The organism is Nonomuraea sp. NPDC059023, assembly GCF_042740095.1.
GTDB lineage: Bacteria > Actinomycetota > Actinomycetes > Streptosporangiales > Streptosporangiaceae > Nonomuraea.
The window spans coordinates 94,518-109,293 of the sequence record NZ_JBHYIO010000003.1 but is presented as its reverse complement, the minus strand read 5'-3'; the positions used below and the strand labels follow the sequence as shown (position 1 = coordinate 109,293).

Sequence of the window (14,776 nt, the reverse complement as noted above, 5' to 3'; positions counted from 1 at the left end):
GTGACCGACATGTCTTGGTCCGACAGTTTGAGGGCCCACGACACACAGGTCGACCTCCTTCCCTCCAGGCGCCTGACGGTCCTGTCCGGGCCGTCGGGCGTGGGGAAGTCCACGGTCGTCGCCGAGATCCGGCGGTCCCACCCCGAGGTGTGGCTGTCGGTCTCGGTGACCACCAGAAAGCCCCGCCCCGGCGAGTCGCACGGCGTGCAGTACTTCTTCGCCGACGACGACGAGTTCGACCGGCTCATCGAGTCGGGCGAACTGCTCGAATGGGCCGAGTTCGCCGGCAACCGCTACGGTACGCCGCGCCGGCCCGTGCTCGACCGGCTCGCGAGCGGCGTGCCCACCCTCCTGGAGATCGACCTCCAGGGCGCCAGGCAGGTACGCAAGACGATGCCGGAGGCGCTCCTGGTCTTCCTGGCCCCGCCCACGTGGGAGGAGCTGGAACGCCGGCTGCGCGGCCGCGGCACCGAGCCGGAGGACGTCATCGAACGCCGCCTGGCCGCCGGACGCGTCGAATGCGCGGCGGAACCCGAGTTCGACATCACACTTGTGAACACGAGTGTCCAGGATGTATGTCATCGGCTGATAGCCTTGATGACAGACCCTCAGGGGGTCACGACATCCACCAACCGAGAGGTCTGACAATCGTGGCAGGCATTGCCCCGGTCGCTGAGGGAATCACCAACCCGTCGATCGACTCTCTGCTCGACATCGTCGACAGCAAGTACTCTTTGGTGATCATGGGCGCCAAGCGCGCCAGGCAGATCAACGCCTACTACTCGCAGCTCGGCGAGGGCCTGCTCGAGTACGTCGGCCCGCTGGTCGAGACCCACGCCCAGGAGAAGCCGCTGTCCATCGCGCTGCGCGAGGTCTCCGAGGGGCTGCTCAACGCCGAGCCCATCGAAGGCGCGGTCTGACCGTTCGACTCCAGCTCTCGACGCCGCCCAGGGCGGAGCCGGGAGCTGCGCCATGTCCGGACCCCGGGCGGAGCCGTACCGGCGCGAAGCTCTAGGGTTGGGGCGATTCGTGCGGAGGAGAGGGGTGGCGGCGCGCCGATGAGGGTCGTACTGGGCGTCAGCGGCGGCATCGCCGCCTACAAGGCGTGCGAACTGCTCCGCCTGTTCACCGAGTCCGGGCACGAGGTGCGCGTGGTGCCCACCCGCGACGCGCTCCGGTTCGTGGGCGAACCGACCTGGGCGGCGCTGTCCGGCAACCCGGTGACCACCGAGGTGTGGGAGAACGTGCACGAGGTGCCGCACGTGCGGATCGGGCAGAACGCCGACCTCGTGATCGTCGCCCCGGCCACCGCGGACGTCCTCGCCAAGGCCGCCCAGGGACTGACCGGCGACCTGCTCACCACCACGCTGCTGACGGCGCGCTGCCCGGTGGTGTTCGCGCCCGCGATGCACACCGAGATGTGGGACCACCCCGCCACCCGCGCCAACGTCGCCACCCTGCGCGAGCGCGGCGCCCTCGTCATCGACCCCGCCTCGGGACGCCTGACCGGCGCCGACACCGGCCCCGGACGGCTGCCCGACCCCGAGGAGATCTTCGAGGTCTGCCGCCGCGTGCTGCGCGGGGCGCCGCGCGACCTGGCCGGCCGCCGGGTGGTCGTCTCCGCGGGCGGCACCCGCGAGGCGATCGATCCGGTCCGCTTCATCGGCAACCGCTCGTCCGGCCTTCAGGGGTACGCGCTGGCGCGCACGGCCGTGGCACGCGGCGCCGAGGTGACCCTGATCGCGGCCAACGTCACGCTGCCCGATCCGGCCGGGGCCAAGATCGTGCGGGTGGAGTCGACCGAGCAGCTGCGCGAGGCGGTGCTGTCGGCCGCGGAGGACGCCGACGCGGTGGTGATGGCCGCCGCCGTGGCCGACTTCCGGCCGGTGACGCGCTCCACGTCCAAGATCAAGAAGACGTCCGGCGATCCCGAGGCCATCCGGCTGACGAAGAATCCCGACATCCTGGCTGAGCTCGGCGTGCGGCGTACCCGGGCCGGGAACGGCGCGGTGATCGTGGGGTTCGCGGCCGAGACCGATGACGTGCTGGCCAACGGCCAGGCCAAGCTGGCCCGCAAGGGGTGCGACCTCCTGGTGGTCAACCAGGTCGGCGAGCACCTCGCCTTCGGCACCCCCGACAACGCGGCCACGATCCTGGTCGCCGGGGGAGAGCCGGTCGAGGTTCCGAGGGGCCCGAAGGAAGATCTGGCCGACGCCCTCTGGTCCCTGGTCGCGCCGCGTCTGGCTTGATCGAGCCCCTGTGACCTGCCTTTCTCACTAATGGGACAAATGTGTACACGCTCCGTAATGTGGGGATGAGACGCCTCAGGGGTCAGTGAAGCTACGACTGGGGGCGGTCGGGGTTGTCAGCATTCAGGCACGTCATACGCGTACTGCTCATCACCGGCGCCCTCCTGGCCATCCCCGCGGCGGCGTCCGCCGAGGCGCCCGAGGCCGTCACCCAGACCGTCACCGACCACGCCGGCGCCCTCGGCGACCGGGCGGGCGAGGTTCAGGCCGCCATCAGCCGGCTCGAAGCCGAGCGCGGCATCCGCCTCTACGTCGTCTACGTCACCGGCTTCTCCGGCTGGAACGCCACCACCTGGGCCGACCAGACCGCCGGACTGAGCCGCCTCGGCCGTGACGACCTGCTGATGGCCGTCGCCACGCGGGAACGCCGCTACGCCGTATCAGCCGACACGAACTTCCCCCTGTCCGCCGAGCAGATGAACGCCGTCGCGCAGGACACGATCGTGCCGGCGCTGCGCAAGGACGACTGGGCGGGTGCGGCCGTCGGCGCCGCCAAGGGGTACGGCACGGCCATGGCGAACCCGGCCAACCCCGAAGGCCGCAGCGCCTGGTGGCTGGCGGGGGCGGGGGTGCTGGCCGCGGCCGGCGGGGGCGTCTACCTGTACTCGCGCCGCCGCAAGACCTCCCGCCACGCCGCCGCGGCCAAGGACCTGGAGACCCGCGCGGGACAGGCGCTCGTCCACACCGACGACGCGGTCAAGACCTCCGAGCAGGAGGTGGGCTTCGCGACGGCGCAGTTCGGCGAGGAGGCGGCCCAGCCGTTCGCCGAAGCGCTCGAATACGCCAAAGGCGAGCTCGACCAGGCCTTCCGGCTCCGCCAGCAGCTCGACGACGAGGTCCCGGAGGACGACGTGACCCGCCAGGCGATGCTGCAGGAGATCGTCAGGCGCTGCGCGGACGCCAACGCCCGGCTCGACGCCGAGTCGGAGGCCTTCGACCGGCTGCGCGACATGGAGAAGCAGGCCCCGCGCGTACTGGCCGAGGTCCGGCAGGCGCACGCCGAGCTCACACCCAAGCTCGCCGAGGTACGGCGGGCCATGGCCGCCACCGCCGAGCGCTTCGCCCACAGCGCCCTGACCCCCGTCGAGGACAACCCGGACGACGCGGCCAACCGCCTGGAGTTCGCCGGCCAGACGCTCACCGCCGCGCAGGCGTCGCTGGACGCGGGGGAGTCGGGCAAGGCGGTCGCCCAGGTGCTGGCCGCGCAGTCGGCCGTGGACCAGGCCAGGCAGCTCATGGAGGCGGTGACCAGGCGGGCCGACGACATCCACCAGGCGGCGGCCGGTCTCAAGCCCGCCCTGGAGACCGTCGCGGCCAACCTGTCGGCGGCGAAGGCGCTGGCCGCCGACCAGGCGTACGCGGCGGACCTGGCGCCCCAGATCGCGTACGCGGAGAGCACCGCGACCCAGGTGGCCGAGGACGTCGTCGCGACCCGCGTGGATCCGATCGCGCTGCTGCGCCGCGTGGAGGAGGCGCAGGCGACGCTGGACGAGGCGCTGAAGGGCGTACGCGACAAGAAGGCCCGTCAGGGGCAGGCGCGCAGCATGCTCGACCAGGCGATGCTCACGGCGCGCAGCGAGATCGCGGCCACCAGGGACTTCATCACCACCAACCGCGGCGCGGTCGGCAGCACCGCGCGCACCCGGATCGCCGAGGCGGAACGTCTGCTGGCCGAGGCGCGGGCGCGGGCGGGGGAGGACCCGTCCGCGGCGCTCGCCGCCGCCCAGCGCGCCGACCAGCTCGCCCAGGAGGCCGGGCGGGCGGCGCGGGGCGAGGTGTCGGCGTTCGGCTACGGACGTACCGGCAACGGCAGGGGCGGCGCCGACGCGATGATGGGCGCGATCCTGGGCGGCATCCTCATCGACGGGATGAGGGGCGGCATGATGTCCGGCCGCGGCGCGGGCCGCGGGGGCGGCCGCCAGACCGCGGGGACGGGCAGGCGCGGCGGCCAGGCGCCGGGCAGCTTCGGCGGCTCTGGTACACGAGGGCGGAGGGGCTCAGGGGGAGCCTTCTGACCCGGAAACGATCACATATCGGGGGAATGAGCAATGTCCAAACAGTCCATCTTCGGCCGTGTCGCCCAGCTGGCCAGGGCCAACATCAACGCGCTGCTGGACTCGGCCGAGGATCCGCAGCTGATGCTCGACCAGATGGTGCGCGACTACACCGACAACATCGCCGAGGCGGAGAAGGCCATCGCGCAGACCATCGGGTCGCTGCGGATGGTCGAGGCCGACTACCGCGAGGACGTCCAGGCGGCGGAGGAATGGGGCAAGAAGGCCATGGCCGCCAGCCAGCGCGCCGACCAGTTGCGCGCGTCGGGGCAGCGGACGGAGGGCGACAAGTTCGACGAACTCGCCAAGGTCGCCCTGGGCCGCCAGATGTCCGCCGAGCAGGAGGCGAAGGCCGCGGAGCCGGGCATCGCGGCGCAGCGGGAGGTCGTCGACAAGCTCAAGGCGGGCCTTCAGCAGATGAGGAACAAGCTTGGCGAGCTCCGGAGCAAGCGCGACGAACTCGTCTCCCGCGCCAAGACCGCCCAGGCCCAGTCACAGGTCCAGGACGCGATCAAGAGCATCGACATCCTCGACCCGACCAGCGAGGTCAGCCGCTTCGAGGAGAAGATCAAGCGGGAGGAGGCGAAGGTCATCGGACAGCAGGAGCTGGCCGCCTCGTCGCTCGACGCGCAGTTCGAGAGCCTGGAGGACGTCAGCGCCCAGGCCGAGATCGAGGCCCGCCTGGCCGCCCTCAAGATGGGCAAACCCCTCCAAATCCAATCCCCCAGCCCCAACTAATCCCATCCCGGCCGTGCCACTTTCTCCGGCGCGGCCGGGCCGTTTTTTACGTTCTTCGTTCGTTGCGGCTTTCGTCCGCTGTGGGTGGGCGTCCTTCACGCCCGCCATCCGTTACGGCTCCCGCCGCCTTGCCCGCCCCGCCGTCGCGGGCGCGCGCCCGTCGAGCGCCGGTCGTGAAGGCCAACGGCCTCCCGCCGTGACGACTACGCCCTTGCCCGCTGCCGCGGTCGTCTCCTGGGTTTGGGGCGGGGGATCGGGATTTGGATGTTGCCGCGTTGCCGTACCCCTGCGGATACTTACACAAAGGGGGAGAACGCAGATGCCGGTAGGAACCGCGGTGAGGGACCGCTGCAGGACGCTGCTCGGGCCCGACGAACAGATCAGATACGTGTTTCCCGCGCTGTCGGTGGGGCCGCCGGGGATGGCCAACTTCCTCATCGTGGTCACCGACGGGGCGATCTCGGTGCTCGCCACCAGGATGCTCAGGAGCGACCGGCCGGTGTCGGTCCATGCCACGTTCCCGAGGGCGACACGCCTGGGCCCCATCATGACTGGATCGATCATCGAGCTCGGCTCGATGGCCTTCGAGTTCGATGAGGAGTACGCCGCCGTGGTTAGAGCGGCGGACGCGGAGATCTTCGCGCCCGAGACGCTTCCACCCGACCCACTGCCGGATCTCTGAATCGGCCCGCGGTTTCGCTACCTGGCCTCCCGTGGGGCTAGACTTCGGCGAGGCCCAGGCTGGTGTCCACCTGTCCGAGCCGCACATACGTCAGCAGCCGCTGCATGAGGAGCCACTGAGTTGTCACGTCGCCTGTTCACCTCCGAGTCGGTCACCGAGGGCCACCCGGACAAGATCGCCGACCAGATCAGTGACGCGATTCTCGACGCCATGCTCAAGGACGACCACAAGAGCAGGGTCGCCGTCGAGACGATGATCACTACCGGCCAGGTCCACGTCGCGGGCGAGGTGACGACCGAGACCTATGTCGACATCCCCGGCGTCATCCGCGAGAAGATCCTTGAGATCGGCTACGACGCCTCGCACAAGGGCTTCGACGGCGCGTCCTGCGGCGTCTCCGTCTCGATCGGCGCGCAGTCGCCCGACATCGCCCAGGGCGTCGACGACGCCTACGAGCACCGCGAGGAGGGCGTCGGCGACGAGCTCGACCGCCAGGGCGCCGGTGACCAGGGCCTGATGTTCGGCTACGCCTGCCGCGAGACCCCCGAGCTGATGCCGCTGCCGATCATGCTCGCGCACCGGCTCGCCCAGCGCCTGTCGGAGGTCCGCAAGTCGGGCACCGTGCCGTACCTGCGCCCCGACGGCAAGACCCAGGTCACCATCGAGTACGACGGCGACACGCCGGTCCGCCTCGACACCGTGGTAGTCTCCACGCAGCACGCGGCCGAGATCGACCTCAAGGAGATGCTCGCCCCCGACATCAAGGAGCACGTGGTCGACCCCGTGCTCGCCGGGCTCGAGATCGACATCGAGGGCTACCGCCTGCTGGTCAACCCGACCGGCCGCTTCGAGATCGGCGGCCCCATGGGCGACGCCGGCCTCACCGGCCGCAAGATCATCATCGACACGTACGGCGGCATGGCCCGCCACGGCGGCGGCGCCTTCTCCGGCAAGGACCCGTCCAAGGTCGACCGCTCGGCCGCCTACGCCATGCGCTGGGTCGCCAAGAACGTCGTCGCGGCCGGCCTGGCCGACCGCTGCGAGGTCCAGGTCGCCTACGCCATCGGCAAGGCCCAGCCGGTCGGCCTGTTCGTGGAGTGCTTCGGCACCGAGAAGGTCGAGATCGAGAAGATCCAGGCCGCCGTGCTGCAGGTCTTCGACCTCCGTCCCGCGGCCATCATCCGCGACCTCGACCTGCTGCGCCCGATCTACTCCGAGACCGCCGCCTACGGCCACTTCGGCCGCGAGGGCTTCTCCTGGGAGTCGACCGACCGCGCCGAGTCCCTCCGCACCGCCGCCGGCCTCTGACCGGCACCCGTTCCACCGCCTGAGCCCTGAGCCCCGCCACCCGGCGGCCTCAGGGCTCACGCATGCCCGGACCCAAGCACCTCGGCCCAGGCCCGGGGCTGCCCGGCCCGGGACACGGTCACGGCCGTGGGAAGAGCGGCTCAGGGGCCAGCGGCCTTGGTGCCAGCGGCTCAAGGGTCAGCGGCTCAAGGGTCAGTGGCTCAGGGGCCAGCGGCTCAGGGGGCTGAGGCTCAAGGGCCAGCGGCTTTGGGGCTCGGGCTCAGGGGCCGGCGGCCCAAGGCCCGGCAAGCCCAGGGCCCTGCGGTTCAGGGTGCTGCGGCTCAGGGCCTCCAGGGCTGGCTCCTGTGTGGCCACGGGTGTTGCGGGAGGCCGGGGCCTGCGTGCTCGGGGTGAGGGGAGCCCGTGTGTGACGCCCGCGCGGAGCGTCAGGGTGGGGCGGGACCGCGTTCGGAGTGTGCGGCAGGGCGGGGGCCGTGTGTGTCCGGTCCAAGATCCATATAACGTGTTCTCAGGGATCTTCCAGAACCGGGCCTGCCACACGGGGCCGCGGGTGCGGCTTGTTGGGGGTGCGGGACCATGCTGTCGCGGGCAGCCCTCCCCACCGCCGTCACCAGCTTCGTGGGCCGCCGTCAGGAGGTCGCCGGGGTCCGCAGGATGCTCCAGCGCAGCCGCCTGGTCACGGTCACCGGGATAGCGGGCGTGGGCAAGACGCGCGTGGCCGTACGCGCCGCGCAGCTCATGCGGCGGGCCTTCACCGACGGCGTCACCTACGTCGAGCTGTCCGGCGCCACCACGGCCGAAGCGGTGGACGAGGCGATCGCCCAGGCCCTGGGCGTCAGCGCGCCCGCCGAGTCGGCGGCCCACGTGGCCGATCGGCGCATGCTCCTGGTCCTCGACACCTGCGAGCACGTCGCGGAAGCCTGTTCCAGGCTGGCCCAGGCCCTGCTGCCCGCCGCGCCCGGCCTGCACATCCTGGTCACCAGCCGCCAGGCCTTACGCGCCCCCGGTGAGCACATCGTGATCGTCCGGCCGCTGGCCGTACCGGGGCCGGAGACCGAGCCGGCGGCGGTCGCGCACGTCGAGTCCGTCGCGTTGTTCCTGGACCGGGTGGCCGCCGTGGACCCGGCGTTCGAGCTGCGGCCCGACAACGCGCCCGTCGTGGCCGAGCTGTGCCGGCGTATCCAGGGCATCCCGCTGGCCATCGAGCTGACCGCGGTACGCGCCCGGCTGCTGCCCGTCGCCCGGCTCCTGCGGCTCATGGACGCCCACGGCTCGCTGGGCCACGCGGACTCGCGCGCCCGCGGCGGGCGCCACTCGACGATGCAGGCGGCCATCGCCTGGAGCCACGATCTGTGCACCAAGGAGGAGCGGCTGCTGTGGGAGCGGCTGACCGTCTTCTCCGGCTCCTTCGACCTGGACGCCGCCGAGCGCGTCTGCTCCGACGCCGGCCTGCCCGGCGCCCTCGTCTACCCGACACTGGCCGCGCTGGTCGAGAAGTCGATCGTGGTCCGCGAGCACGACGGGCGGCGCACCGTGTACCGGATGCTGGACGGCCTGCGCGAGTACGCCATGGGACGCGTGCCGGAGCCCGAGGCGGAGCGGCTGCGGGTGCGCCACCGCGAGTACTACTTCGCCGTCGCCCGCCGCTTCGGCGTGGAGCGCGCCGGGCGCGACCGCGTGGAGGAGGTGCTGCGGGCACGTTCCGACTGGCCGAACCTGCGGGCCGCCCTGGAGTCCTACGCCGCCGACCCCGCCGGGCGCGCCGCCGGTCTGGAGATGGGCCTGCGCCTCGGCTACCTGTGGGTGTTCGGCGGCATGGCCAGGTACGGCCGGCAGTACCTCGACCGCCTGCTCCCCGGCACCGAGGCCCCCGACTGGGTCCGCCTGGGCGCCCACCTCGAACTCGCCCACATCGCCATCGGCCAGGGCGACCTGCCCGCCGCCCGGCGCGCGCTGGACGGCGCCGAGGAGCCGGCGGCCCGGCTGGGCAGGCTCGGCGGCCTGCATCTCACGAAGATGCGCGGGACGCTGCGGTTCTGCGAGGGCGACCTGGAGGCGGCCGAGCGGCTGCTGCGCGAGAGCGTGGACGGGCTGGCGGGACACGGCGGCGTCCACCTGCTCAACGGCCTGATCGAGCTGGGGTTCACGTTGCTGACGGCGGGCCGTACCGAAGAGGCGGAACGGGTGCTGACCCGGGCGGCGCGGCTGTGCGGGCAGGCGGGTGACGGGTGCGGCGCGGCGTGGGCGGACCTGGCGCTGGCGCTGCTGCTGCGGCGGTGCGGACGGACCGGCGAGGCCGAGGGGCACGCGCGCGCGGCGCTGCGCACGCACGCGCGGGTGGAGACGACGTTCGGGCGGGCGTTCTGCGTGGAGGTGCTGGCGTGGCTGGCGGCCGACCGCGGCGCGCACGCGCGGGCCGCGCGGCTGCTGAGCGCCGCGCACCGGCTCTGGGGCGCCGAGGTACGGCCGCTGCTGGGCTCGCCGCACATGGCGGCCGAGCGCAAGCGGTACCAGGACGAGCTGGCCGAGGCCCTGGGGCCCCAGCTGGAGCGCGTCAAGGCCGCCGGACGGGCGCTGTCGGCGGAGGAGGCGATCGCCGAGGCGCTGTCCGGCGAGCCGGAGGAGAGCGAGCCGCGGGCGGTTCCGGCGTGGGCGCCGCTGACGCCGCGCGAGGCCGATGTCGCCGACCTGGTCGCCGCCGGGCTCACCAACCGGCTGATCGCCCACCGGCTCGTCGTGTCCCGGCGCACGGTTGACACGCACGTCGAGAACATCCTCGCCAAACTCGGCTTTTCCGGACGCAGCCAGATCGCCGCATGGGTGATCAGGCGCAGGCAGAGGGAGGAAGACTGAGCAGGATAGGCATAATCCCCGATGTCGCCATGGGTGATGGCGTGAATACTCAACGTGTCCATTGTCCGGGGATGCGGGGGCGGTTCGCGCGCTGACGCGAACCTACAAGGTCCGCGGCACGGACGGCCCGCCGCCAGGAGGGAGGGGTCCATGGTCGAGCGAGGCAGGGGGAATCTCCCCGCCGAGTTCACCAGCATGATCGGCCACGCGGCCGAGGTGGCCGAGGGCCTGCGGGCGCTGGCGCGCACGCGCCTGCTCGCGGTCACGGGGCCCGGAGGGGTGGGCAAGAGCCGCGTGGCGGTCAGGGTCGCCCGCCACGCCCGGCGGCGTTTCCCCGGCGGGACCTGGTACGCCGAGTTGTCGGCGGTGACCGGGGAACCGGCGCTGACCGCCCGCGTGGCGGCCGCGATCGGCCGGCCGCAGGCGCGTACCCCCGAGGGGATCGCCGCGGCGCTGCGCGAGCGCAGGGCGCTGGTCGTGCTCGACACCTGCGAGCACCTGATCGGGCCGGTCGGGCGTCTGGCGGAGGTACTGCTGCGCCGGGCGCCCCACGTCAAGATCGTGGTGGCCGGACGGCAGCCGCTCGACCTGGCCGGGCAGCGCCTGCTGTACGTGCGGCCGCTGGCGGAGGCCGACGCCGTCACGCTGTTCGCCGAGCGCGCCGCCGCCGTCGACCCCGACTTCTCCCTGTCCGGCGGCACGCGCGCCGCGGTCGCCGAGATCTGCCGGAGCCTGGACGGCCTGCCGCTGGCCGTCGAACTGGCCGCGGCGTGCCTGCGCTCGCTGACCGCCCCGGAACTGCGTGACCGGCTGCGCGACCGCTGCCCCCTGCTGGCGGCGGGGACCACCAACACGCTGCCGCGCCAGCGCGACCTGCGCGCCATGGTCGAGTGGAGCCACGCGCTGTGCGGGGTGGAGCAGCGCACGCTGTGGGCGGCGTTGTCGGTGGTGGACGGCGGCTTCGACCGGGAGACGGCCGAGGCGATCGGCGTCGAGGCGGGCCTGCCCGGGGCGCGGGTGGCCGCGGTGCTGGGCGACCTCGTCGCCGGTTCCGTGGTACTGCGGGAGCCGACCGGTTACCGGCTGCTGCGGCCGTACCGTCAGGTCGGGCTGGAGCTTCTCGAGGCGCGGGCGCGCAGGCGCCTGACGGCCCGCTACGGCGCCGCCACGGCCGCGCCCGTGCCCGCGCCCGGCGGCGGCCCCGAGGCCGGTGGCGTGGTCCTGAGCCCCCGCGAGCTGCAGGTCGCCAAGCTCATCACCGAGGGCCTGACGAACCTGGAGATCGCCGGGCGGCTGGTGATCTCGAAGCGGACGGTCGACGCGCACGTCCGCAACATCCTCGCGAAGGGGCATCTCGCTTCCCGCACCCATGTCGCCGCTTGGGTGGCTTCCGGCGATTAATCGGCACTTCTCCGGATGCGGGAGGCCGGGTCGGCGACGAACTGTTGTCATGCCGGCGGGTGACCACCGGCGTCGTCCAGGGGAGGGGTCCCAGGGTCCGGCGCCCCGCGTCCATCCGCCGGCACCACAGCGACGAGGGGAAGCCGATGTCGATCGACCCCGCCCTGGTGCGGGCCAGCCTCGCCCGGGTGGAACCGCACGCCGAGCGCGCGGCCGCGTACTTCTACGGGCGGCTGTTCGCGGAGGACCCCGCGCTGCGGGCGATGTTCCCGCCGGTCATGGACGTGCGCAGGGAACGGCTGTTCGTGTCGCTCGGCCAGATCGTCGCCCTCCTCGACCGGCCGCGTGACCTGCGCGAGTACCTGGGACAGCTCGGGCGCGACCACCGCAAGTACGGCGTGGCGCCCGAGCACTACACCGCCGTCGGCCGGGCCCTGATCGCGGCCGTGCGCCGGTTCAGCGGCCACTCGTGGGACAGCGCCACCGAGTCCGCCTGGGTCAGCGCCTACACCATGGCCGCCAACCACATGATCGGCGCCGCCGCCGAGACCGACGGGCCCGCCTGGACGCGGGCCGAGGTCGTGGCGCACGAGCGCAGGGGCGAGTCCATCGCCGTGCTGACGCTCCGGCCCGCGGTGCGCCTGCCGTACCGGGCCGGGCAGTACGTGAGCGTCCTGACCACGCGCCACCCCCGCATCTGGCGCACCTACTCCGTCGCCAACGCGCCCGCGCCCGACGGCCTCATCCGGCTGCACGTACGGGCGGTGCCCGGCGGGCACGTCTCCACCGCGCTGGTCAACGAGACCAGGGCGGGAGAGGAGCTGACCGTCGGGCCCGCCATGGGCACCATGGCCGCGCCGGAGGGGGAGCGGGAACTGCTGTTCGCCGCGGGCGGGACCGGCCTGGCGCCGCTGAAGGCCATCATCGAGCAGATCCTCGCCTCGGGCCGGCGGCCCGGCATCCATCTGCTGTTCGGCGCCAGGAGCGCCCAGGACCTCTACGACCTGCCCGACCTGCTCGTCCTGGCCGCCCGCCATCCCCGGCTGCGGCTGGTGCCCGTCGTCTCCCACGGCGGCCCCGCCGGAGGGCTCGCCTCCGGGGACACGCTGAGCGGCATGCTGCCCGACGCGCTGGAGCGCTTCCGCGCCTGGACCGACCACGAGGCCTACGTCTGCGGGCCGCCGGCCATGGTCGAGGCCACCGTACGCAGGCTGCTGCGCGACGGCGTGCCCCGCGCCCGCATCCACCACGACCTGGCCAGTGACCGACCGGCCTTACCGGAGGCCACGGTCTGGTAGACGTAGTGCGTGACCGAGACCGACCACGCCCTGCTGCCGCTGGATGCGGTACGCCCGGCCGCGCAGAAGGCCAAGGGCTCGGTCGTTCCCGCCCCCGAGGCGCCCGTGGCCAGGGTGGCGGTCGACAACCCGCTGCCGCACCTCGACCGGCCCTTCGACTACCTCGTGCCCGCCGCCCTGCACGACAGCGCGCTGCCGGGGGTGCGGGTCAGGGTGCGGTTCGCGGGCAAGCTCGTGGACGGGTTCCTGCTGGAGCGGACCGAGGAGAGCGAGCACCGGGGGAAGCTGGCCGCGATCGAGCGGGTGGTGTCGGCGGAGCCGGTCCTCACGGCCGAGGTGGCCGCGCTGGCCAGGGCCGTGGCCGACCGCTACGCCGGGACGCTGGCCGACGTGCTGCGGCTGGCCGTACCCCCGCGGCACGCCAAGGTCGAGGCGGAGCCGGAGCAGGCGGCCGCCACGGACGGCCCGCCGGAGCCCGGAGACGGTCAGGCCTGGGCCGGATACCCGATGGGGACGTCGTTCCTGGACGCGCTGGAGCACGGGCGGGCGCCCAGGGCCGTGTGGTCGGCGCTGCCCGGGGCCGGAGGGTGGGCCGAGGCGATCGGCGAGGCGGTGCGCGCCACGCTGGCCGGCGGCCGGGGCGCGCTGGTCGTCGTGCCGGACGGCAAGGACGTGGCACTCGCCGACGAGGTGCTCGAGCGGCTGCTCGGCGACGGCGCGCACGTCGCGCTCACCGCGGGACTGGGGCCCGCCGAGCGCTACCGGCGCTGGCTCCGGGTGCTGCGCGGGCAGGCGCGCGCGGTGGTCGGCACCCGCGCGGCCATGTTCGCGCCCGTCGCCGACCTGGGGTTCGTCGCCCTCTGGGACGACGGCGACGACCTCCACGCCGAACGGCTGGCGCCCTACCCGCACGCCCGCGAGGTGCTCGCCCTGCGCGCCCACCGCGGCGGCGCGGCCATGCTCATCGGCGGCTACGCCCGCACCGCCGAGGCCACCCAGCTCATCGCCACCGGCTGGGCCAGGCCGATCGTGGCCGCCCGCGAGACCGTGCGCGCCAAGGCCCCCAGGGTGCGCCCGGCGGGCGAGGACGCCGAACTGGCCAAGGACCAGGCCGCCCGCGCCGCCCGCCTGCCCAGCGTCGCCTGGCGGGCGCTGCGCGAGGGGCTGGAGTCCGGCCCGGTGCTGGTCCAGGTCCCGAGGCGCGGCTACCTGCCCTCGATCGCCTGCCGCCAGTGCCGCCGCCCGGCCCGCTGCGCCCTGCCGCCCACCCGTACCGCCCCCGACCAGGGCAACAGGATCGACGACGCCGTGCCGGGGAGGGCCGCCTGCCACGGGCCGCTGGCGCTGCGCAGCGGGCACACCGCGCCCTACTGCCGCTGGTGCGGCCGGGTGGACGCCGCCTGGCGCTGCGAGCACTGCGGCGGCGCGCACGTGCGCGCGGTCGTGGTCGGCGCCCGCCGCACCGCCGAGGAACTGGGGCGAGCCTTCCCCTCCGTGCCGGTCAAGACGTCCGGCAGGGACGGGGTCCTGGCGCGCGTCGGATCCGGAAAGGCGCTGGTGGTGGCCACGCCGGGCGCGGAGCCCGTGTCCGACGGCGGGTACGCCGCCGCCGTGCTCCTGGACGGCTGGGCCCTGCTGGGCCGCGCTGACCTGCGGGCGGCCGAGGAAGGCGTGCGCCGCTGGATGAACGCCGCCGCCCTGCTGCGGCCCGGCGCCGAGCTGGTGGTGCTGGCGGACATGGCGCTGCCGGCCGTACAGGCGCTGCTGCGGTGGGACCCCGTCACGCACGCCGAGCGCGAGCTCGCCGACCGCGCCGAACTCGGCTTCCCGCCCGCGGTCCGGATGGCCACGCTCACCGGTACGGCCGCCGCCGTACGCCAGATGCTCGACGAGGTCCGCCTGCCGGACGAGGCCCAGGTCCTCGGCCCGGTCCAGGTCGACGACGAGCGGGAACGCGCCATGATCCGGGTCCCGAGAGCCTCCGGCGGCGTGCTGGCCGCCGCGCTCAAAGGGGCCACCGGGGTGCGTGCGGCGCGTAAGGCGGCTGATGTCGTCCGGGTGAGTGTCGACCCTCTCGACCTGATTTAGCCGCTTTCCCCGATTCGCTCATCTGTTGGCCAGCCGTTAGCGTCT

The 14,776-nt window shown here is 73.5% G+C and carries 11 protein-coding genes; all 11 read left to right on the top strand.

From position 1 onward, the window contains the following. Positions 1–9 precede the first annotated feature (9 nt). Positions 10–645 carry a guanylate kinase gene (gmk, locus tag ACFWYW_RS06440; protein ID WP_379618706.1) on the top strand — a complete coding sequence of 212 codons (636 nt, stop codon included), beginning with the start codon at positions 10–12 and terminating at the stop codon, positions 643–645. 5 nt (positions 646–650) lie between these two features. After that, positions 651–920, top strand: a complete 270-nt coding sequence (gene rpoZ / locus ACFWYW_RS06435) for a DNA-directed RNA polymerase subunit omega (RefSeq protein WP_184960643.1) — start codon at positions 651–653, stop codon at positions 918–920. A gap of 138 nt (positions 921–1,058) precedes the next feature. Beyond that, positions 1,059–2,249, top strand: coding sequence for a bifunctional phosphopantothenoylcysteine decarboxylase/phosphopantothenate--cysteine ligase CoaBC (gene coaBC / locus ACFWYW_RS06430; protein ID WP_379618703.1), 1,191 nt, complete (start codon positions 1,059–1,061; stop codon positions 2,247–2,249). Between the two features lie 113 nt (positions 2,250–2,362). Beyond that, positions 2,363–4,324, top strand: a complete 1,962-nt coding sequence (locus ACFWYW_RS06425) for a TPM domain-containing protein (protein ID WP_379618699.1) — start codon at positions 2,363–2,365, stop codon at positions 4,322–4,324. A 33-nt stretch (positions 4,325–4,357) separates the two neighbouring features. Then, on the top strand, positions 4,358–5,101 hold the full coding sequence (locus tag ACFWYW_RS06420; RefSeq protein ID WP_379618697.1) for a PspA/IM30 family protein: 744 nt from the start codon (positions 4,358–4,360) through the stop codon (positions 5,099–5,101). Between the two features lie 319 nt (positions 5,102–5,420). Then, positions 5,421–5,783: a hypothetical protein gene (locus tag ACFWYW_RS06415; RefSeq protein ID WP_379618695.1), complete on the top strand. Its 363-nt coding sequence runs from the start codon at positions 5,421–5,423 to the stop codon at positions 5,781–5,783. A gap of 120 nt (positions 5,784–5,903) precedes the next feature. Next, positions 5,904–7,091 (top strand): methionine adenosyltransferase, encoded by a 1,188-nt coding sequence (gene metK, locus ACFWYW_RS06410; protein ID WP_379618693.1) that lies wholly within the window; start codon positions 5,904–5,906, stop codon positions 7,089–7,091. 576 nt (positions 7,092–7,667) lie between these two features. Next, on the top strand, positions 7,668–9,944 hold the full coding sequence (locus ACFWYW_RS06405; protein WP_379618691.1) for an ATP-binding protein: 2,277 nt from the start codon (positions 7,668–7,670) through the stop codon (positions 9,942–9,944). A 150-nt stretch (positions 9,945–10,094) separates the two neighbouring features. Continuing rightward, a complete protein-coding gene (locus ACFWYW_RS06400; protein WP_379618689.1) occupies positions 10,095–11,345 on the top strand; it encodes a LuxR C-terminal-related transcriptional regulator in 1,251 nt (416 codons plus the stop codon). Between the two features lie 146 nt (positions 11,346–11,491). Beyond that, positions 11,492–12,643, top strand: coding sequence for a globin domain-containing protein (locus ACFWYW_RS06395; RefSeq protein WP_379618687.1), 1,152 nt, complete (start codon positions 11,492–11,494; stop codon positions 12,641–12,643). 9 nt (positions 12,644–12,652) lie between these two features. Continuing rightward, positions 12,653–14,731, top strand: coding sequence for a primosomal protein N' (locus tag ACFWYW_RS06390; protein ID WP_379618685.1), 2,079 nt, complete (start codon positions 12,653–12,655; stop codon positions 14,729–14,731). The last annotated feature ends 45 nt before the right edge of the window (positions 14,732–14,776 follow it).

What these genes read in the sequence shown, in the direction of transcription:
- gmk (WP_379618706.1), top strand. Translation starts at nt 10, where the DNA reads ATGTCTTGGTCCGACAGTTTGAGGGCCCACGACACACAGGTCGACCTC.
- coaBC (WP_379618703.1), top strand. Translation starts at nt 1,059, where the DNA reads ATGAGGGTCGTACTGGGCGTCAGCGGCGGCATCGCCGCCTACAAGGCG.
- ACFWYW_RS06420 (WP_379618697.1), top strand. Translation starts at nt 4,358, where the DNA reads ATGTCCAAACAGTCCATCTTCGGCCGTGTCGCCCAGCTGGCCAGGGCC.
- ACFWYW_RS06415 (WP_379618695.1), top strand. Translation starts at nt 5,421, where the DNA reads ATGCCGGTAGGAACCGCGGTGAGGGACCGCTGCAGGACGCTGCTCGGG.
- ACFWYW_RS06405 (WP_379618691.1), top strand. Translation starts at nt 7,668, where the DNA reads ATGCTGTCGCGGGCAGCCCTCCCCACCGCCGTCACCAGCTTCGTGGGC.
- ACFWYW_RS06400 (WP_379618689.1), top strand. Translation starts at nt 10,095, where the DNA reads ATGGTCGAGCGAGGCAGGGGGAATCTCCCCGCCGAGTTCACCAGCATG.
- ACFWYW_RS06395 (WP_379618687.1), top strand. Translation starts at nt 11,492, where the DNA reads ATGTCGATCGACCCCGCCCTGGTGCGGGCCAGCCTCGCCCGGGTGGAA.